The organism is Pseudoduganella sp. SL102, assembly GCF_027856995.1.
Lineage (GTDB): Bacteria > Pseudomonadota > Gammaproteobacteria > Burkholderiales > Burkholderiaceae_D > Rugamonas > Rugamonas albidiflava.
Genome location: NZ_CP115554.1, coordinates 4,302,684 through 4,323,004 on the forward strand (window position 1 = coordinate 4,302,684; position 20,321 = coordinate 4,323,004).

The following is a 20,321-nucleotide window of genomic DNA, read 5'->3' on the forward strand; positions in this document are numbered from 1 at the left end:
CATGGTGCCTCAGGAAAAAAGAACGATCCATGCCGCCCACACGCCGTAGATGACGGCATAGGGCAACACCGCGGTCACGGCCGCGGCGCGCGCGCCGCAACCGGTCCAGACACGCAGGCCGATGGTGGCCAGCACGATGCTCCACACCGTGGTGAAATCCAGCCCGGCGGCCAGGCCATGCCATGGGTTGGCCTCGTCCATGCGCAGCAGCGATGCCAGCGATGCGAGGTTCAGGTCTTCCAGCGTCACGCGGCCGTCCGACACGGCGATCTGCAGCGCCATCAGCGGCAACACCAGCAGCTTCGGCACATTCACCCAGCTGACGAATGCAAACCACTGGCGCAGGCGGACATCGGCATCCAGCGCCTTGCCGGCCACCAGGAAATAGCACGCCTGCACAGCATAGGCGGCCAGCGTGCCGAACACCAGCCCGAGCTGCAGGGTGATCATCATCGGTGTCGGCGCGATGGTCGTTTCCAGCGCAGCCTGTCCTTGCGGCGCCAGGCCCGGAACACCGGCCGTCATCTGCTCACGCTGCCAGGCGAAATCCGCCGTGGCCACCCACCAGTACGCCACCGCAGATTGCAGGGCGAGGAAGGCCAGCAGCGGCAGCCATGCGCTGTGGCGAGCCTTCAGGCCGGCGAAGACGGCGCCGGGTTCGTACAGGATGCGGCCGAGATCGGCAACACCGGGATTCATGCTCCTGCTGGGACTCATGCTCCTCCTTGTCGACATTGGGGCCGGCCATGCCGGCGCGTCATTGTAGCGGCGCACCCGTGCCGCCATTCTCTCGAAAACTCACGGCGGTCCAGTCGCTCATGCCGATGAGCGGCAGTCCTTGGGCAGTACTTGACATGAGCGCACCGGAGATCTTAAAGTGATATCACTTTAATATAACCGAATATCCACAGGGAGAACAGCATGGCTGCACAGTTTCGGCAGGAAGCCTGCCAGGAAACGCGCTTCACTTCGATCAACGGCTACCTGGCGGCCGCCGGCGGCGTGCTGCTCGTGATCGCGGGGGCGCTCGCGCTGCGGGGCTTCCTGCTGCTGCCCGGTATCGTGCTGATCGTGATCGGTGTCTTCCTCGCCGCGGGCCTGTACATGCTGCAGCCGAACGAGACCGCGATCCTCACGCTGTTCGGCAGATACGTGGGGACCGACCGCAGCGAAGGGCTGCGCTGGGCGTTTCCCCTGTACCGCAAGCGCAAGCTGACGGTGCGCGCGCGCAACCTGAACGTGGCCACGCTGAAGGTCAACGACAAGCGCGGCAATCCGATCGAGATCGGCGCCGCCGTGGTCTGGCGCGTGCGGGACACGGCGCAGGCCGTGTTCGAGGTGGACGATTTCGAGCGCTACGTGTCGATCCAGGCCGAGGCGGCGCTGCGCCACCTGGCATCGCAATATGCGTATGACGAGGCGGACGACCTGGCGGCGGGCGAAACCACGCTGCGGGCCGGCGCCAACGAAGTGGCGCTGGCACTGCGCGCCGAGCTGCAGGCGCGTTTCGAGGCGGCGGGCGTGGAAACCGTGGATGCCAAGCTCACGCACCTTGCCTATGCGGCCGAGATCGCCCAGGTCATGCTGCGCCGCCAGCAGGCCGAGGCCATCATCAGCGCGCGCGCCAAGATCGTGCACGGCGCCGTGACCATGGTGGATGCGGCCCTGAAGGCGCTCGCCGAGCGCGACATCGTCGAACTCGACCCGGAGCGCAAGGCGGCGATGGTCAGCAACCTGCTGGTGGTGCTGTGCTCGGACCAGAACGCGCAGCCGATCATCAATGCGGGCACGCTGTATAACTGACCGACCCGCTGACCGACCCGCTGACCGACCCGCCGACCGGGCCGAACAAATACACCAAACCACGGCGCCAGCCTGGCTGAGCCACATCCATGCCCTGAAAGACCAAAGCAGAAACCATGGCAAGTCCCGGTAAAAAAGCCTTTCCGTTGCGGATCGACCCGGCATTGTGGGCCGAACTGCAACGCCTGGCCGCGAACGACCTGCGCAGCGTGAATGCGGAAATTGAATTCCTGCTGCGCGAAGCACTGGCACGCCGGGGCATCAGGGTGCAGCCGCCGGCGCGCGGCGCGGACGACGCGGATGACGGAGGCGGCGGAGGCGACCAGCCCTGAGCGTCACTCCGGCGTGCCGTAACCGCCGCCGCCCGGCGTTTCAATGACGAACACGTCGCCCGGCATCATCAGCGTCTTGCCGATGTGGCCCAGTACCTCGACGCCGCCATCGGCGCGCTCCACGCTGTTCCTGCCGGTCGCGCCGGGCGCGCCGCCGGCCATGCCGAACGGTGCGTGGACACGGTTGTTCGACAGGATTGCCGCCGTCATCGGTTCCAGGAAGCGCACGCGCCGCACCGCGCCATTGCCGCCGTGCCAGCGCCCCGCGCCGCCGGAGCCATGCCGGATCGCGTAGCTGTCCAGGCGCACCGGGAAGCGGAACTCCAGGATCTCCGGGTCCGTCAGGCGCGAGTTGGTCATGTTGGTCTGCACCACATCGGTGCCGTGGAAACCCTCGCCGGCGCCCGAACCGCCGCTGATCGTCTCGTAGTACTGGTGGCGGCTGCCGCCGAACGTGAAATTGTTCATGGTGCCCTGCGCGGCCGCCATCACGCCCAGCGCGCCATACAGCGCATTGGTGATGCAGGTCGACGTTTCGACATTGCCGGAGACGACCGACGCCGGATATTGGGGGTTGAGCATCGAACCGGGCGGAATGATCACGCGCAGCGGCTTCAGGCAGCCGGCGTTCAGCGGGATATCGTCGTCCACTAGGGTGCGGAACACGTACAGCACGGCCGCCATGCACACGGCCGACGGCGCGTTGAAGTTGTTCTCCAGCTGGGGCGACGTGCCCGTGAAATCGATCGTGGCGCTGCGCGCCGCCGCGTCGACCGTTACGCTCACGCGGATGCGCGCGCCGTTGTCAAGGTCCACCGTGAAGGCGCCATCGCGCAGCGCGCCGATCACGCGCCGCACCGCTTCCTCCGCGTTGTCCTGCACGTGGCCCATGTAGGCGCGCACCACGTCCAGGCCGAAATGGGCCACCATCCGGTGCAGCTCCTCGACGCCTTTCTGGTTGGCCGCGACCTGCGCGCGCAGGTCCGCCAGGTTCTGGTCCGGGTTGCGGGCCGGGTAGTGCCCGCCCGCCAGCAGCGCGCGTCTCGGCTTCGCGCAGCACGCCCGCGGCGACCAGCTTGAAGTTATCGATGAGCACGCCCTCCTCGTCGATGGTGCGCGAGTCCGGCGGCATCGAGCCCGGCGTGGTGCCGCCGATATCGGCGTGGTGGCCGCGCGACCCCACGTAGAACAGGATCCCGGCGCCGGCCTCGTCGAAGACCGGCGTGATGACGGTGACATCGGGCAGGTGCGTGCCCCCGTTGTACGGATCGTTCAGCATGTAAACGTCGCCGGGGCGCATCGCGCCGGCGTTGGCATGCATGACGCGCTTGATGCTCTCGCCCATCGAACCCAGGTGCACCGGCATGTGCGGCGCGTTGGCGATCAGGTTGCCGGCGCCATCGAAGATCGCGCAGGAAAAGTCCAGGCGTTCCTTGATGTTGACCGAATGCGCGGTGTTCTGCAGCCGCAATCCCATCTGCTCGGCGATCGACATGAACAGGTTGTTGAAGATTTCCAGCATCACCGGATCGGCCGTGGTGCCGATCGCCCGGCGCGCCGGCAGCGCTTCGACGCGCGTGAGCACCAGGTGATCCTGCGGCGTCACCTGCGCCTGCCAGCCCGCCTCGACGACCGTGGTGGCGTTGGCCTCGGCGATGATGGCCGGGCCGCGCAGCACGTCGCCGATGCGCATCTCACCGCGGTGGTACAAGGCGGTATCGCGCGAGGCGCCGGCGCTGTACATCGGCACCTGGCGATGGGCCCGCGCCGCCCCGTCGCGCGGCGCCTGCTCCGGCACCACCTCCGCCGGCGCATCGGACCGGCCGATCGCTTCGACCGATACCGCCTCGACGACCAGCGCGCGGTCGGGCATCAGGAATGAAAAGCGCTTCCTGTACGCCTGGGTGAACTGCTCGCGCATGGCCGCCTCGTCGCCGTGCAGCACGACCAGTGCCGAGTCGGTACCTTCATAGCGCAGGTGCACGCGGCGCGCCAGGACGATGCGATCCCCGTCGACGCCCTGCCGGCGCAACTCGCTGGACGCGTCGTCGGCCAGCTCCTCCAGTGTGGCGGCCAGCGCAGGCAGCATGCCGCCTTCCAGCCGGGCCTCGACGGCGCGCTCGCGCATTGCCACCTGGTCCGCCAGCCCCATGCCATAGGCCGACAGCACGCCGGCCAGCGAGTGGATGAACACGGTCTTCATGCCCAGCGCATCGGCCACCAGGCAGGCATGCTGGCCGCCGGCGCCGCCGAAACTGGTCAGCGCGTAGCCGGTGACGTCGTGGCCGCGCTGTACCGAGATCTGCTTGATCGCATTCGCCATGTTGCCCACCGCGATCTCGATGAATCCGGCCGCCACCTGTTCCGGGGTGGTCGCCGTGCCGTGAGCTCGGGCGATCTCCTTCGCCAGTGCGGCAAAGCGGGTGCGCACCGTGGCCGCATCGAGCGGCTGGTCGCCGTCCGGCCCGAATACATGCGGGAATTCTTCCGGCTGGATCTTGCCAAGCATGACGTTGCAGTCGGTCACCGCCAGCGGCCCGCCGCGCCGGTAGCTGGCCGGGCCCGGGTCGGCACCGGCGCTGTCCGGTCCCACCCGCAGGCGGCTGCCGTCGAAATGCAGGATCGAGCCGCCGCCGGCCGCCACCGTGTGGATGCTCATCATCGGCGCGCGCATGCGCACGCCGGCCACCTGGGTCTCGAACACGCGTTCGAACTCGCCCGCGTAATGGGATACGTCGGTGGAAGTACCACCCATGTCGAAGCCGATCACCTTGTCGAAACCGGCCAGCCGGCTGGCCCGCACCATGCCGACGATGCCGCCGGCGGGGCCGGACAGGATGCTGTCCTTGCCCTGGAACGCCCGCGCATCGGCCAGGCCGCCGTTCGACTGCATGCATTGCAGCTGCACGCCGGCCAGTTCGGCGGCCACCCCGTCGACATAGCGGCGCAGCACGGGCGACAGGTAGGCGTCGACCACGGTGGTGTCGCCACGCGCCACCAGCTTCATCAGCGGACTGGCCTGGTGCGACACCGACACTTGCGTGTAGCCCAGTTCCCGGGCGATGCGGGCCACGGCCGCCTCGTGCTGCGTGAAGCGGTACCCGTGCATGAAGACGATCGCCAGCGAGCGGTAGCCCTGCTCGAACGCCGCGCCCAGCGCGGCACGCGCCACCGCTTCGTCGAGCGGTGCCACCACCTCGCCCTGGGCACCCATGCGTTCATCGATCTCGATCACGTGCCCGTAGAGCAGTTCGGGCAGCACGATGTGGCGGTCGAACAGGCGTGGCCGGTTCTGGTAGGCGATGCGCAGCGCATCGCCAAAGCCCCGCGTGATGGCCAGCACGGTCGGCTCGCCCTTGCGCTCGAGCAGCGCATTGGTGGCCACCGTCGTTCCCATCTTGACGGCACCGACCAGCCCGGGCGGCACGGCCTCGTTCGCGGCAAGGCCCAGCAGGTGGCGGATGCCGGCCAGCGCCGCATCCCGGTAGCGTTCCGGGTTTTCCGACAGCAGCTTGTGGGTGGCCAGCGTGCCGTCCGGCCGCCGCGCGACGATGTCCGTGAAAGTGCCGCCCCGATCGATCCAGAATTGCCAATCCATGTCCGCTCCCGCCATTGCCGCACCCCGCCCGCGAAAAACGCTATTCTATCGGCTTCTTTCCAGTGCGAGGCGGCCATGAATCCCCTGTACACCGTTGCCCAGATCCGCGAGGTCGAACGCCTGGCCGCGGCCGGCCAGCCGGCAGGCATGCTGATGGAACGTGCCGGCCGGGCCGCGGCCGCCATGGCGCTCGACCTGCTGCCCTTCGCCACGCCGCTGGCGCAGGTGCTGGTGCTGGCGGGACCCGGCAACAATGGCGGCGACGCGTTCGAGGTCGCAGCGCACCTGGCCAACAGCGGCGCGCAGGTCTCGATCGTCCACCTCCCGCCCGGCGGCGCCACGGCGCCCGAGCGGGACCGGGCATTCGAACGGGCCCGTACCAGCCCGGCGCACTTCGTCGACCTCGCGCCCGAGGCGATCGCCGCCGGCGCGTGGAACCTGGTGGTGGACGGCCTGTTCGGCATCGGCGTGCAGCGCCCCCTCGATGGCATGCCGGGCAGCCTGGTCGACGCCGTGAACGCGCTGGCCTGCCCCGTGCTCGCGCTGGACGTGCCGAGCGGGCTCGACGCGGATACCGGCTGCGTCGTCGGCCCCGATGGCCGCGCGGTGAACGCCACCCATACCGTCACCTTCATCGGCGACAAGCCGGGCCTGCATACCTGCGATGGCCGCGACCATGCCGGCGACATCATGGTGGCGGACCTGGCCCTCGCGCCGGCCCTGTTCCCGCCCGCGGCGATGCACCTGAACGATCCGGCGTTTTTCGCACGCCAGGCGCGCACGCGGCGGCACAACAGCCACAAGGGCAGTTACGGCAATGTATTCGTGCTCGGCGGTGCGCCGGGCATGGCGGGCGCGCCCGTGCTGGCCGGCCGCGCGGCGCTGCATGCTGGCGCCGGGCGGGTCTACCTGTGCTTCGCGGGGGAGCCACTGGTGGTGGATGCGGGCCAGCCGGAACTGATGTGCCGCGCCGCGCGCGACGTGGACTTTACCGCCGGCGTGACGGTGGCCGGGCCGGGCCTCGGCGGCGATGCCGAAGCGGCGCGGCTGCTGGCCAGCGCCGTGGCGTCGCACCAGCCGCTGCTGCTCGACGCCGATGCGCTGAACCTGCTGGCGGCCGATCCATCGCTGCTTGCCGCCGTGGCGCAACGGGGCGCGCCCACGCTGGCCACGCCGCATCCGCTGGAAGCGGCGCGCCTGCTCGATACGCCGGTCGGCACCGTGCAGGCCGACCGCCTGGCGGCGGCGCGCACGCTGGCCGGGAAGCTCAATGCCTGCGTGGTGCTGAAAGGCTCCGGCACGGTGATCGCGGCGCCGGATGGCCGGCTCGTGATCAACCCGACCGGCAATGCGGGCCTGGCTACGGCGGGCACCGGCGATGTGCTGGCGGGGCTGGCCGGCGCGCTGCTGGCACAGGGCTGGCCCGCGTGGGAAGCGGCGCTGGCGGCTGTCTGGCTGCACGGCATCGCGGCGGACATGCTGGTGGCCGAAGGCGCCGGCCCGATCGGCCTGACGGCGGGTGAACTGATCCCGACCGTCCGCGTGGCGCTGAACCGCCTGGTCGCTCAGCAGCGCGACCCGGCAGAGACACCGCACTCGCGCTGATTACACCAGTCGCCCGGCGGCGATCGTGATCGTGCGCCCGCAGCGGGCCGCCATGGCCGGGTCGTGCGTGACCAGCACCAGCGTGGAACCGTGCTCGCGATTGAGTTCGAACATCAGCGCGATCACGGCTTCGCCGGTGGCGGCATCGAGGCTGCCGGTGGGCTCGTCGGCCAGCAGCAGCGGCGGCTGCGTGACGAAGGCGCGCGCCAGCGCCACGCGCTGCTGCTCGCCGCCGGACAGGTACTTCGGATAATGCCTGAGCCGGCTGGACAGCCCCACGCGCCCCAGCATCGCCTCGGCCTTGGGCCGCGCATCGCCATCGCCGGCCAGTTCCAGCGGCAGCATCACGTTTTCCACCGCCGTCAGGTGCGGCAACAGCTGGAACGACTGGAACACGAACCCCAGCTTGGCCTTGCGCAGCGCGGCGCGGCCATCCTCGTCGAGCGCGAAGATATCGGTGCCGTCGACCAGCACCTTGCCGCCGCTCGGCGTATCGAGACCGGCCAGCAAGCCGAGCAGCGTGGACTTGCCCGATCCGGATGCGCCCACGATTGCCAGCGTCTGTCCCTTTTGCACGGTAAAATCCACGCTGTGCAAAATGGTCAGCTCGCCGCTTGCATCGGCCACGCGCTTGGTCAGGCCCGTTACCGCGATCGCGGCCGCGCCGGCGGAAGCATGCGTGGCGTGCCCCCTGTTGGCATCCGAAGCAGGCGAGTCTGGAATGAAGTTGCTGGTCGCGTGAGGAAAATCTGGCATGGTCGAAGGTCTGCTTGGCAAAGGTATGCTTGGGTTAGTCAGGAACATCCTGGTGAAGAACATCCTGGTAAGTAAAATCGTTTCGCGGTTCTGCGTGTGCCTCAGCGCCATGCTGCTGCTGTGGGGCAGCCCGGCGAGCGCCTATTCTGCCCCAAAAACGCTGCTCGTGGTGGGCGACAGCCTGTCGGCCGAGTACGGCCTGGCGCGCGGCACCGGCTGGGTGGCCCTGCTCGAGCGCAAGCTGCAGGCGCAGAAGCTCGATATCCGCATCGTCAACGCCAGTGTCAGCGGCGAGACCACCAGCGGCGGGCGCACCCGGCTGCCGGCGCTGCTGAAGAAACACCGGCCCGACTACGTGGTGCTCGAACTGGGTGCCAACGACGGCTTGCGCGGCTTGCCGGTGCCGTCCGCCGACAGCAACCTGCGGGCCATGGTGAAGCAGGCGCGCGACGCCGGCGCACGCGTGCTGCTGCTGGGCATCCGCATCCCGCCGAACTATGGCCGCGATTATTCGGAGAAATTCTTCGCCATGTACCAGGCCATCAGCCGCGACGAGAAGGTGGGCCTGGCGCCCTTCATGCTCGACGGCGTGGCCGAGAAGATGGACCTGTTCCAGGCCGACCGCATTCACCCGCTGGCCAGCGCCCATCCGATCATCCTGAACAACATCTGGCCGCACCTGCAGCCCATCCTAAGGACGAAATGAAGTATCCCGAAATCCTCCCCATCGGCGACGTGCTGGCGCGGCTCGACCAGTTCGACACGATCATCGACGCGCGCACGCCGGCCGAATTCGCGCTCGACCACCTGCCGAACGCGATCAACTGCCCGGTGCTCGACGACGAGCAGCGCATCGTGGTGGGCACGCTGTACAAGCAGGCCGGCCCGTTCGAGGCCAAGAAGGTGGGCGCACCGATGGTGGCGGCCAATATCGCCCATCACATCGACACGCTGTGGCACGACAAGCCGCGCGAGTGGACCCCGCTGGTCTACTGCTGGCGCGGCGGCAACCGCAGCGGTTCGATGGCGCACATCCTGGCGAAGATCGGCTGGCCCGTGGTGCAGCTCGAGGGCGGCTACAAGGCGTTCCGCAACCGCGTGAACGCGGAGCTGGAACAGACGCCGGAACTGGACTTCCGCGTGATCTGCGGCACCACCGGCAGCGGCAAGACGCGCCTGCTGGACACGCTGGAGGCGGTCGGCGCCCAGGTCCTCGACCTGGAGCAGCTGGCCGTGCACCGCGGTTCCGTGCTGGGCAACATGCCCTGCCAGCCGCAACCTACGCAAAAGGCGTTCGAGACGTCGATCTGGGACCGGCTGCGCCGCTTCGACCCCGCCCTGCCCGTGTTCGTGGAATCGGAAAGCAAGAAGGTGGGCGCGGTGCGCGTGCCCGCCGCCCTGATGGAACGGATGCGCGCTTCGCCGTGCATCGCGCTGGAAGTGGCGCGCGAGCACCGCGTGCAGCTGCTGATCGAGGATTACCAGCACTTCGCCTGCAACGCGCCGGCGCTGAACACGCAACTGTCCTACCTGACCGACCTGCACGGCAAGGAACGGATCGGCAAGTGGCAGCAGATGGCCCTCGACGGGCGCATGCCGGAACTGGTCGACGAACTGCTGGTCGATCATTACGACCCGGCCTACACGCGCTCGATCCACCGCAATTTCACCCAATTCGAGCGCGCCCGGGCGATCGCGCTGCCGGACGTTTCGCCGGCGTCGTTCCTGGCCGCGGCACGCGCGCTGCACGAAGGCTGAAGGGCGCCACGCCCACCCGGCACCCGCGCCGGGATGCAGGATTGCAGCCATGTGCACCACCCAACAAAAAAGCCACCTCGCGGTGGCTTTTTTTTGGGTGGGCAGTGCCTGGAGGCTTACTGGGCGCCGTCCGCCTTCGTCTCGGTCACCGGACGCAGGATCTTGACCTTGGCCTTTTCCTTCAGCACTTCGACGTAGTTCAGCATGTCCTGCTGGGCGACGATGTTGCCGATCTGTTCGCGGGCCGAGGCCAGGCGCGCTTCATCGGCGGCGGCCGGCTGGTGGACCTTGCTGATGCGGTAGATGCCATAGCCCATGCCCGGCAATTCCACGCCCACATAGGCCGGCAGCTTCGAGGTATCGGCTTTCAGCACGGCGCGGGCGACAGCCGGCGGCATGCCTTCGGCCTTGGCCCGCGATACGGCCTGCACCGGGCTGAAGCCGGTCGCGTCGTCGGCCTTCTTCAGCGCGGCCAGCTTGGCTTCGCCGGCGGCCTTGGCCGCCTTCATGGCTTCCTCGGCGGTGACGCGCTGGCGGATCTCGGCGGCCACGTCGGCCAGCGGCTTTTGCGACGCCGGCTTGAATTCGACGATGCGGCCCGACACCAGCGTGCTCGGCGCCACTTCCACCGCTTCGGTGTTGCGCTTGTTCTTCACGGCGTCGTCGGCGAACAGCGCGGTCAGGAACTTGGCGTTGTTGTACGGTGCCGGCGCGGCGCCCGCCGCCGGGGTGCGCGTGACATTCTCGGCGGTCTCGATCTTCAGGCCCAGCTTGTCCGCCACGGGCTTCAGGCTGTCGGCCTGCTCGTACACCGTATTGGTGAAGGTCTCCACCACTTCCGAGTACTTCTTGCCGGCCTTCTGCTTGCGCAGGTCGGCGGCGATCTCGGTCTTCACCTCGTCCATCGGCTTGATCACGGCGGGCTTCAGCGAGGTCACGGTGATCACGTGATAACCGAACTCGGATTCGACGACGTTGCTGATCTCGCCCTGCTTCAGCGCGAAGATCGACTGTTCCACGGAAGGCACCAGCGAGCCCTTCTCGATCACGCCCAGGTCGCCGCCCTGCTCGGCCGAACCCGGATCTTCCGATTTGGCCTTGGCCACTTGCGCGAAGCTGCCCGGGGCCTTCTTCAGGTCCGCCAGGATGGCTTCCGCCTTGGCCTTGGCAGCGGCCTTGTCGGCCGCCTTGGCATCCTTGTTGACGGCCACCAGGATATGGCTGGCGCGGCGCTCTTCGGGCGCCGTGTAGCGGGCCTGGTTGGCCTTGTAGAACGCGGCCACTTCGTCGTCGCTCACGGTGACCTGGCCTTCGATGGCCTTCGCATCGAGCACCACGTATTCGATGCGGGCCTGCTCCGGCAGCGCGTACTGCTTGGCGTTCTTGTCGTAGTACGCCTTGACCATCTCGTCGGTGACCTTCACGTTGGCCACGAACTGCTGCAGCGGCATCGCCAGTTCCTGCACGTCGCGTTCCTGTTCGGTCAGGTCGGTGACCAGCTTGGTGACGGTGCGCGGCGCGAAGGCGGTGGCCTGGATGCCGCTGACGAGCTGCTGCACGGCCATGTCATGGCGCATCGTCTGCTCGAAGCCTTCCGGCGTCAGGCCGCTGTTATTGGCCAGCATCGCGCGGTAGCGCTCGATGTCGACCTTGCCTTCCGGCGTGATCATGCCGGGGATATCCTGGATGCTGTCGAGGATCGCCTTCTGCAGCGCCGCATTGCTGACCGTCAGGTGGCCGCGCGCGACTTCGGACGAGACCGCGCGCTGCGCGATCAGGTTGTCCAGCACGCTCTGGCGGAATTCCGGGGTATCGAACATCTTCTGGTTGAACTGCTCGCCGAAGCGCTGGCGGTACTGGTCCAGCTGGCGGCGCAGCGCGTTATCGAACTCCTGCTGTGTCACCGGCTTGCCGTCGACCTTGGCGAGCGTGGTCGCGCTGTCGCCCATGCTGTCGTAGCCCTGCACGCCGACGAATACGAACGATGGAACGATCACGATCGCCAGCAAAATCTGCATCAGTTTCTGATGCGTACGTATGAATTCAAACATGGCCAATTTATCAGGTTATGCATTACAAAAAAAAGGCGAACGTTAGCGTTCGCCCCTTTCGCTGCTCACGCGATTATAGGGGCGGTGTTCCGATGTAGCAAGGTGAGCATTTGAAAAAACGGCAAGGTTGGGTGGGGGGTTAGGGGCATGGGATGGGGCGGAGTGTTGGGGCGGAGCGTGGGGAGCGGAGCGTGGGAAGCGGAGCGTCGGAAGCGGAGCGTGGGGAGCGGAGCGTGGGGAGCGGAGCGTGGGGAGCGGAGCGTGGGAAGCGGAGCGTCGGAAGCGGAGCGTCGGAGCGGAGCGTGGGAGCGGAGCGGTGGAACGGTCGAGCGGTGGAGCGGTGGAGCGGTGGAGCGCAGCGTCGGAAGCGCAGCGTGGGCGCGGTGCGTGCGATGAAGCAGCGGAGCGAGGTGAAAGCGTGAGCAAGCGCGGAGCTGGCAGGGCTGCGCCTCCGCGAAGCAGGGCTTCGCGCGGAGAATGGGGAGCGGACGGGACTCGCCGACATCCTGCCGGCCGCGGCTTCGCTGGTAAGCGAAGCCCTTCGAGTGCCCGCCGTGCTTCCCGCAGGGGAAGCACTCCGCTGCGCAGAATCAGGGCGAAAAAAAGCCCGGCAAGCCGGGCTTTTTTTGCTGATTCTGGCGGAGCGGACGGGACTCGAACCCGCGACCCCCGGCGTGACAGGCCGGTATTCTAACCAACTGAACTACCGCTCCCGGTAGGTCTCCACTGGTGGAGACGATGACGCGACTTCAAGGTATCGGCATTTCTGGCGGAGCGGACGGGGCTCGAACCCGCGACCCCCGGCGTGACAGGCCGGTATTCTAACCAACTGAACTACCGCTCCAGCAAATGCACAATACCGCGTACTGCTATTTACACCGTTACTTCAACCATGCCGGCAATTTCTGGTGGGCGCTGAGAGGCTCGAACTCCCGACCTAATCCTTGTAAGGGATCCGCTCTACCAACTGAGCTAAGCGCCCATGCCGATGGTTGCAACGTCCGGCAACCGGTGAACAGCTGGGCTGCCCACCGAAGGCCATTAGTTTACTGCATCTTTCAGCGCTTTACCAGCCTTAAATTTCGGTACTTTCGCTGCGTCGATCGTGATCTCTTCCTTCGTGCGCGGGTTGCGGCCGGTGCGGGCAGCGCGCTCGCTCACCATGAAGGTGCCGAAGCCGACCAGGGTCACGCTGTCGTTCTTGGCCAGAGTAGTGGTTACGCCATCGATCATTGCGTCCAGGGCGCGCGCCGCGGCCGCCTTGGAGATATCAGCGGAAGTGGCGATATGGTCGATCAGTTCAGTCTTGTTCACAGCTTGTTCCCCGTCACAAAGGTTTAAATCGTTTATACCGTTTATTTCGTTTTCGCGAAAGCCCACGGTATTTTCCAGGCAGAGAAAAATCTCAGGCCGTATTAAACAAGCGGGGCTTGCCCTGTGTCAAGGCGTCAATATGTAAAAAACGGCCTCTGAAATGAAAAACGGGCACAACAGGTGCCCGTTTTCCCCGAGAAGGCGCCCGAAGGCGCCTCAAGGGCCCATTCCTCACACAACCGAACGCAACGTCAGTGCTTGACCACTTCTGTCTGGCCGTCCGGCTTTTGCGCCGCGGCCGCCACCGGTTCCACCGCAGGCACCTCGGCCAGCGGTTCCGGCTGGCGTTCCAGCGCCACTTCCAGCACCTTGTCGATCCAGCGCACCGGCACGATCTCGAGCTTGTTCTTGACGTTGTCCGGGATCTCGGCCAGGTCCTTCACGTTCTGCTCGGGGATCAGCACCGTCTTGATGCCGCCGCGATGCGCCGCCAGCAGCTTCTCCTTCAGGCCGCCGATCGGCAGCACTTCGCCGCGCAGCGTGATCTCGCCCGTCATCGCCACGTCCGCACGGACAGGAATGCCCGTGAACACCGACACCATCGCCGTCGTCATCGCGATACCCGCCGACGGACCATCCTTCGGCGTCGCGCCTTCCGGCACGTGGATGTGGATGTCCTGCTTCTCGAAGACCTCCGGCTTGATGCCCAGCCGCTGTGCCCGGCTGCGCACCACGGTGCGGGCCGCCTCGATCGACTCCTTCATTACGTCGCCCAGGGTACCGGTTCGGATGACCGCGCCCTTGCCCGGCATGGTGACCGATTCGATCGTCAGCAGGTCGCCACCGACTTCGGTCCACGCCAGACCGACCACCTGGCCAACCTGGTTTTCCTTCTCGGCCACGCCGAAATCGTAGCGGCGCACGCCCAGGAACTTGTCCAGGTTCTTCGGCGTGACGGCGACCTTCTTCTCGGTCTTCTTCAGCAGCAGCAGCTTGACCACCTTGCGGCAGATCTTCGACACTTCGCGTTCCAGCGAACGCACGCCGGCTTCGCGGGTGTAGTAGCGGATCACGTCGCGGATGGCGGCTTCGCTGACGGTCACCTCGCCTTCCTTCAGGCCGTTGTTCTTGATCTGCTTCGGCAGCAGGTAGCGCAGCGCGATGCTGGTCTTCTCATCCTCGGTGTAGCCCGACAGGCGGATCACTTCCATCCGGTCCAGCAGCGCCGGCGGGATGTTGTACGAGTTCGACGTGGCCACGAACATCACGTCGGACAGGTCGAAGTCCACCTCGATGTAGTGGTCCGAGAACGTGTGGTTCTGTTCCGGGTCCAGCACTTCGAGCAGGGCCGACGACGGATCGCCGCGGAAGTCCGCACCCATCTTGTCGATCTCGTCCAGCAGGAACAGCGGATTGCGCACGCCGACCTTCGACAGCGACTGCAGCACCTTGCCCGGCATCGAGCCGATGTAGGTACGGCGGTGGCCGCGGATCTCGGCTTCGTCGCGCACGCCGCCCAGTGCCATCCGCACGTACTTGCGGTTGGTGGCGCGGGCGATCGACTGGCCCAGCGACGTCTTGCCGACGCCCGGAGGACCGACGAAGCACAGGATCGGTGCCTTCAGCTTGTCCACGCGCTGCTGCACCGCGAGGTATTCCAGGATGCGTTCCTTGACCTTCTCGAGGCCATAGTGATCCGTTTCCAGCACTTTCTCGGCGTTCGCCAGGTCGCTGTTCACCTTGGACTTCTTCTTCCACGGCAGCGACACCAGCGTATCGATGTAGTTGCGCACGACGGTCGCTTCGGCGGACATCGGCGACATCAGCTTCAGCTTCTTCAGCTCGGCATTGGCCTTGTCCAGCGCCTCCTTCGGCATCTTGGCGGCCAGCACCTTCTTCTCGAGCTCGTCGAAATCGGCACCATCCTCGCCCTCGCCGAGTTCCTTCTGGATCGCTTTTACCTGTTCGTTGAGGTAGTACTCGCGCTGCGACTTTTCCATCTGGCGCTTGACGCGGCCACGGATGCGCTTCTCGACCTGCAGGATATCCAGTTCGCCTTCCAGCTGGCCGAGCAGGTGCTCGAGCCGCTTGGCGACGTTGAAGATTTCCAGGATGACCTGCTTCTGCTCCAGTTTCAGCGGCAGGTGCGCCGCCACCGTATCGGCCAGGCGGCCGGCATCGTCGATGCCCGACAGCGAAGCCAGGATCTCGGGCGGGATCTTCTTGTTCAGTTTGACGTACTGGTCGAACTGCTGCACGATCGCGCGGCGCATTGCCTCGATCTCGGAATCGTCGCCGATTTCCGAATCCAGGGGCTGCAGCTCGGCCACGAAGTGCGTGGGGGTATCGGTAATCTTGCGGATGCGTGCGCGCTGGGCGCCTTCGACGAGCACCTTCACGGTGCCGTCCGGCAGCTTCAGCATTTGCAGGATGTTGGCGACGCAGCCGATTTCATAAATGTCGGTAGGAGAAGGTTCGTCCTTGGCGGCAGCCTTTTGTGCGGCAAGCATGATGCTCTTGCCCTGCTCCATTGCCGCTTCCAGCGCCTTGATCGATTTTGGACGCCCCACGAACAGGGGTATCACCATATGCGGGAAAACGACGACATCCCGTAAAGGCAACAACGGCAGTTGGGTCTGCTCAGTTAATTTGGAAGTTGTCATGGCGTACCTTATGTAAAAGCATGTTTATGATGTAGGCACTCGCAGCCGAATCACAAGACCCGCCGCCGGAATAATTCTTCTCAACACATAATCTTTGTTGAAAACATTGGCAGCGCTGCTCTAAAAGACAGCGGCGACAAATAAAAAAAGCCACGCGCGACGAGCGCCGCGAGTGGCTTTCCGAATGAAGCCTGCTTCTCTTATTGGTTTCGATTGTACTGCGTTGCTCTACGGATGCAAAACGCTTTTTTTGACCGGTGTGCAAAGTGCAATTGCACGCACCGGTCAATTTTCGCCGGATGCTTTCGGCGATTCCTGATAAATCAACAACGGCTTTGCACCCTGGGTAATGGTGTTTTCGTCGATAACCACTTTCGTGACATTCTGCTGATTCGGCAGGTCGTACATGATATCGAGCAGCGCATGTTCCAGGATCGAACGCAGGCCGCGGGCACCGGTCTTGCGCGCCAGCGCCTTGCGGGCGATGGCATGCAGCGCGGCGGGACGGATTTCCAGTTCCGCGCCTTCCATTTCCAGCAGCTTGCTGTACTGCTTGATCAGTGCGTTCTTCGGCTCGACGAGGATCTGGATCAGCGCTTCTTCCGTCAACTCGGCCAGCGTGGCCACCACCGGCAGGCGGCCCACCAGCTCGGGAATCAGGCCGAACTTGATCAGGTCTTCCGGTTCCGCCTCGAGCAGGATATCGCTGTTCGAGCGCTGTTCCTTGCTCTTCACGGTGGCCGAGAAGCCGATGCCGCTCTTCTCCGACCGGTTCGAGATGATCTTCGCCAGGCCGTCGAACGCGCCGCCGCAGATGAACATGATGTTCGTGGTGTCGATCTGCACGAAGTCCTGGTTAGGATGCTTGCGGCCACCCTGTGGCGGCACGGAAGCCATGGTGCCTTCGATCAGCTTCAGCAGCGCTTGCTGCACGCCTTCGCCGGACACGTCGCGGGTGATCGACGGATTGTCGGACTTGCGCGAAATCTTGTCGATCTCGTCGATGTAGACGATGCCCCGCTGGGCTTTCTCGACATCGTAGTTGCAGCTCTGCAGCAGCTTCTGGATGATGTTCTCGACGTCTTCGCCCACATAGCCCGCTTCGGTCAGCGTGGTGGCGTCGGCGATCACGAACGGCACGTTCAGCATGCGGGCCAGCGTTTGCGCCAGCAGGGTCTTGCCGGAGCCAGTGGGGCCCACGAGCAGGATGTTGCTCTTCGCCAGTTCGACGTCGTCTTTCTTGCCCAGGTGCTTCAGGCGTTTGTAATGGTTGTACACGGCCACCGACAGGATGCGCTTGGCCGTCTGCTGGCCGATCACATACTGGTTCAGCAGCTCGGCGATCTCGTGGGGCGTCGGCAAGTCCGACTTGGCGCCCGTAACGGATTCGATGCTGGACGTCTCGTCGCGGATGATGTCATTGCACAAATCAATGCACTCGTCGCAGATGAAGACGGAGGGCCCGGCGATCAGCTTCTTGACCTCGTGCTGGCTCTTGCCGCAGAAGGAGCAGTACAGAAGTTTTTCGCCGCTGGAAGATTTTTTGTCGGACATGGGACGTTTTCTTTAGTTACAAGAATAGGTGCTGCACGGGTTGCTGAACTGCCGCTGGAAGTGTTGCCGGATGTATCGGGGGTAATCCATTGAGCCTATTGCCAAGCGGTCATTGCGAAATACGTTACGAGATATGTCACCCAGTGTATTAACGTCACCGGGTGCATGAAAGACTACATTACCAGGTACATTACAGGTAACGCCACATAACACACTGCACATAACAAGCTGAACATACTCACTGCGCATACTCACTGCGCATCACACTAAGCAAACTCACCGCGCGTAACACTGCACGCATAGCACTTTATGCATAACACTGTACTCAGCGCGCTGCGTGATGCTGCATGACACTAGCGCATGGAACCACCAAACCCCATCAACCTGCTTGCTGCATACCTCGGCAGAACTTCACGCGACCTGCAGGCAGAGCGTGTGATCGGGCAAGAAGTCCTGCACACAACCACATGCTACCCGAAATAAAAATAAAACGCCCGGAACGGTGTGGCGTCCGGGCGTAATTTTCGCGTTTTCACTGCGATGCGCTGGCCACCGCTTGTGATGCATCAAGCGCGGGTCGTCAACACCTTATCGATCAGGCCATACTCGGCAGCCTCGTCACCGGACATGAAGCGGTCGCGGTCCGTATCCTTGGCGATCTGGTCGATGGTCTGGCCCGTGCGCTCGGCCAGGATGCTGTTCAGGCGATGGCGCAGGTACAGGATTTCCTTGGCCTGGATTTCGATATCCGAGGCCTGGCCCTGCGAACCACCGGACGGCTGGTGGATCATGATGCGCGAGTTCGGCAGCGAGAAACGCTTGCCCTTCGCGCCGGCGGCCAGCAGGAACGCGCCCATCGAGGCGGCCATGCCCGTGCACAGCGTCGAGACGTCCGGCTTGATGAACTGCATCGTGTCGAAAATCGCCAGGCCGGCCGAAACGGAACCGCCAGGCGAATTGATGTACAGCGAGATATCCTTGTCGGGATTTTCGCTTTCCAGGAACAGCAGCTGGGCCACGATCAGGTTGGCCATCTGGTCGTTGACCGGGCCGACCATGAAGATCACGCGCTCCTTGAGGAGGCGCGAGTAGATGTCATACGAGCGCTCGCCGCGGCCGCTCTGTTCGATGACCATCGGCACCAGGCCGAGCATTTCCGTGTCCAGTGCCGGATTGCGGTTCATTCCGATCATTCCTTTTCCTTGTGAAGCGCACCGGCCGGCTGCAGTATGCATTTTCACGCAACCGTCAGCCGGCCGGCGCCGGATGTTTGTACGACAGGGGGACTTAGCCCTGCGCTGCGCTTCCCATCAATTCGTCGAACGGCACTTCCTTCGCCGACGTCTTGGACAGGCCCAGGACATAAGTGACGACGTTTTCTTCCAATACAAGAGCTTCCACTTCGGCCAGGCGGCGGCGATCGCTGTAGTAGTACTTCAGCACTTCGCGCGGATCTTCGTAGCTCTGCGCGAAATCTTCGATCTGCGCCTTCACCTGCTCGGGCGTGGCTTGCAGTTCGTTGTCGCCGACCAGCTTCGACAGGATCAGGCCCAGGCGCACGCGGCGCTCGGCCTTGTCCTTGAACAGCTCCGGAGGGAATGGTACATCTTTTACGTTCATGCCGCGGGCAGCCATGTCCTGGCGGGTCATCTCGGCCAGGCGCTCGGTGTCCTGGTCGATCAGCGCCTGGGGCACGTCCAGCGTGGCGGTGTTCACCAGCGCGTCCATCACGGCTTCCTTGTTGCGCGCCTTGACGCGGCCGTTCACTTCGCGTTCCAGGTTGACCTTGATGTCCTCGCGCATCTTGGCCAGGTCGCCATCGGCCACGCCCAGCGATTTCGCGAACTCGGCATCCACTTCCGGCAGGTGCGCCCATTCCAGCTTCTTCAGCGTGATGGTGAATTCGGCGGTTTTGCCGGCCACGTCCTTGCCGTGGTAATCCTCCGGGAAGGCCAGCGGGAAGGTCTTCGCTTCGCCCACTTTCAGGCCCACGGTGGCGGCTTCGAATTCCGGCAGCATGCGGCCTTCGCCCAGCACGAACACGTAGTCTTCGGCCTTGCCGCCGGCGAATTCCTCGCCGTCGATCTTGCCGACGAAGTCCACGGTCACGCGGTCGCCGTTGGCGGCCACGGCTTCGCCGCCGTCGCCATGCTCGCCTGCCTCACCCTTGGTGTGGAAGTGCACGCGCTGCTTGCGCAGGATGTCGATGGTCTTGTCGATCTCGACGTCGGTCACGGACGATTTCACGGTCTCGATCTCGACCTGGGACAGGTCGCCGATCTCCACTTCCGGATAGATCTCGAAGGTGGCGTCGAACGCCAGCTGGCCTTCCGGCGAACCTTCTTTCGGTTCGATCTTCGGGAAACCGGCAACGCGCAGGTTGTTCTCGTTGGCGGCGTCGTTGAACGCGCGGCCGACCTTGTCGTTCAGGACTTCGGTCTCGATCTGGTAGCCATACTGGGCCGCGACCATCTTCATCGGCACCTTGCCCGGACGGAAGCCGGGAGCGCGCGCGGACTTGGCCTGCACCTTCAGGCGCTTTTCCACTTCGGAGCGGACGTCCGACAGCGGGAAGGAAATCGTGAGTCGGCGTTCGAGTTTGCCCAAGTTTTCGACAGCAGTTGCCATGTAAAAATCGTCCAAAAAATTGTGAATACTGTTGGTGCGAGGAGGGGGACTCGAACCCCCACACCATTGCTGGCGTCAGGACCTAAACCTGGTGCGTCTACCAATTTCGCCATCCTCGCGCTATGGGAAACCTCGAAAAACGCCCCGCACGGATAACCGCTGTGCGGCGCTTTTCGGGATCTCCAGCTTTCCCATCGCTACTTATCGTAACTACTTTGCATAAAAGCAAAGGGCGACCATTAAGTGAAAACGGGTCGCC

13 protein-coding genes, 4 tRNA genes and 1 pseudogene are annotated in these 20,321 nt (G+C 64.8%); 5 read left to right on the plus strand and 13 right to left on the minus strand.

Features of this window, described 5'->3' with window-relative positions:
* Positions 1-9: 9 nt before the first annotated feature.
* Positions 10-717 carry a YIP1 family protein gene (locus OU994_RS18330; RefSeq protein ID WP_281607065.1) on the minus strand — a complete coding sequence of 236 codons (708 nt, stop codon included), beginning with the start codon at positions 715-717 and terminating at the stop codon, positions 10-12.
* Positions 718-921: 204 nt separating this feature from the next.
* On the opposite strand from OU994_RS18330, the gene OU994_RS18335 reads away from it, so the two are divergent.
* Positions 922-1,803: an SPFH domain-containing protein gene (locus tag OU994_RS18335; protein WP_281607066.1), complete on the plus strand. Its 882-nt coding sequence runs from the start codon at positions 922-924 to the stop codon at positions 1,801-1,803.
* Positions 1,804-1,919: 116 nt separating this feature from the next.
* Positions 1,920-2,135 carry a hypothetical protein gene (locus OU994_RS18340; protein ID WP_281607067.1) on the plus strand — a complete coding sequence of 72 codons (216 nt, stop codon included), beginning with the start codon at positions 1,920-1,922 and terminating at the stop codon, positions 2,133-2,135.
* A gap of 3 nt (positions 2,136-2,138) precedes the next feature.
* On the opposite strand, the pseudogene OU994_RS18345 reads toward OU994_RS18340, so the two are convergent.
* Positions 2,139-5,733: pseudogene (locus tag OU994_RS18345) on the minus strand (hydantoinase B/oxoprolinase family protein).
* A gap of 75 nt (positions 5,734-5,808) precedes the next feature.
* On the opposite strand from OU994_RS18345, the gene OU994_RS18350 reads away from it, so the two are divergent.
* A complete protein-coding gene (locus OU994_RS18350) occupies positions 5,809-7,338 on the plus strand; it encodes an NAD(P)H-hydrate dehydratase (RefSeq protein ID WP_281607068.1) in 1,530 nt (509 codons plus the stop codon).
* Here the strand turns inward: OU994_RS18350 and OU994_RS18355 are convergent, their stop codons facing one another.
* Positions 7,339-8,094, minus strand: coding sequence for an ABC transporter ATP-binding protein (locus OU994_RS18355; protein ID WP_281607069.1), 756 nt, complete (start codon positions 8,092-8,094; stop codon positions 7,339-7,341). It abuts the gene before it with no gap.
* Between the two features lie 109 nt (positions 8,095-8,203).
* On the opposite strand from OU994_RS18355, the gene OU994_RS18360 reads away from it, so the two are divergent.
* Positions 8,204-8,800, plus strand: coding sequence for an arylesterase (locus OU994_RS18360; RefSeq protein WP_281611663.1), 597 nt, complete (start codon positions 8,204-8,206; stop codon positions 8,798-8,800).
* Entirely contained in the window at positions 8,797-9,852 is a 1,056-nt protein-coding gene (gene mnmH, locus OU994_RS18365; protein ID WP_281607070.1) for a tRNA 2-selenouridine(34) synthase MnmH, read from the plus strand. The genes OU994_RS18360 and mnmH overlap by 4 nt, the downstream gene beginning before the upstream one ends.
* 116 nt (positions 9,853-9,968) lie before the next feature.
* Here mnmH and OU994_RS18370 read toward each other — a convergent pair whose 3' ends face one another.
* The 10 genes from OU994_RS18370 to OU994_RS18415 form a co-directional block, all read right to left on the minus strand.
* On the minus strand, positions 9,969-11,903 hold the full coding sequence (locus tag OU994_RS18370; RefSeq protein WP_281607071.1) for a SurA N-terminal domain-containing protein: 1,935 nt from the start codon (positions 11,901-11,903) through the stop codon (positions 9,969-9,971).
* Positions 11,904-12,539: 636 nt separating this feature from the next.
* Positions 12,540-12,616, minus strand: a tRNA-Asp gene (locus OU994_RS18375).
* Between the two features lie 54 nt (positions 12,617-12,670).
* A tRNA-Asp gene (locus tag OU994_RS18380) sits at positions 12,671-12,747 on the minus strand.
* A 62-nt stretch (positions 12,748-12,809) separates the two neighbouring features.
* Positions 12,810-12,885: transfer RNA gene (locus OU994_RS18385), tRNA-Val, on the minus strand.
* A 59-nt stretch (positions 12,886-12,944) separates the two neighbouring features.
* On the minus strand, positions 12,945-13,217 hold the full coding sequence (locus tag OU994_RS18390; RefSeq protein WP_107142294.1) for an HU family DNA-binding protein: 273 nt from the start codon (positions 13,215-13,217) through the stop codon (positions 12,945-12,947).
* 251 nt (positions 13,218-13,468) lie between these two features.
* Entirely contained in the window at positions 13,469-15,880 is a 2,412-nt protein-coding gene (gene lon / locus OU994_RS18395) for an endopeptidase La (RefSeq protein ID WP_131145716.1), read from the minus strand.
* A gap of 285 nt (positions 15,881-16,165) precedes the next feature.
* Positions 16,166-17,434 carry an ATP-dependent Clp protease ATP-binding subunit ClpX gene (gene clpX, locus OU994_RS18400; protein WP_131145715.1) on the minus strand — a complete coding sequence of 423 codons (1,269 nt, stop codon included), beginning with the start codon at positions 17,432-17,434 and terminating at the stop codon, positions 16,166-16,168.
* Between the two features lie 566 nt (positions 17,435-18,000).
* Entirely contained in the window at positions 18,001-18,618 is a 618-nt protein-coding gene (clpP, locus tag OU994_RS18405) for an ATP-dependent Clp endopeptidase proteolytic subunit ClpP (RefSeq protein ID WP_371861255.1), read from the minus strand.
* Positions 18,619-18,721: 103 nt separating this feature from the next.
* Complete coding sequence (gene tig, locus OU994_RS18410) at positions 18,722-20,062, minus strand: trigger factor (protein WP_281607072.1); 1,341 nt, start codon at positions 20,060-20,062, stop codon at positions 18,722-18,724.
* Positions 20,063-20,094: 32 nt separating this feature from the next.
* A tRNA-Leu gene (locus OU994_RS18415) sits at positions 20,095-20,181 on the minus strand.
* Between the last annotated feature and the right edge of the window lie 140 nt (positions 20,182-20,321).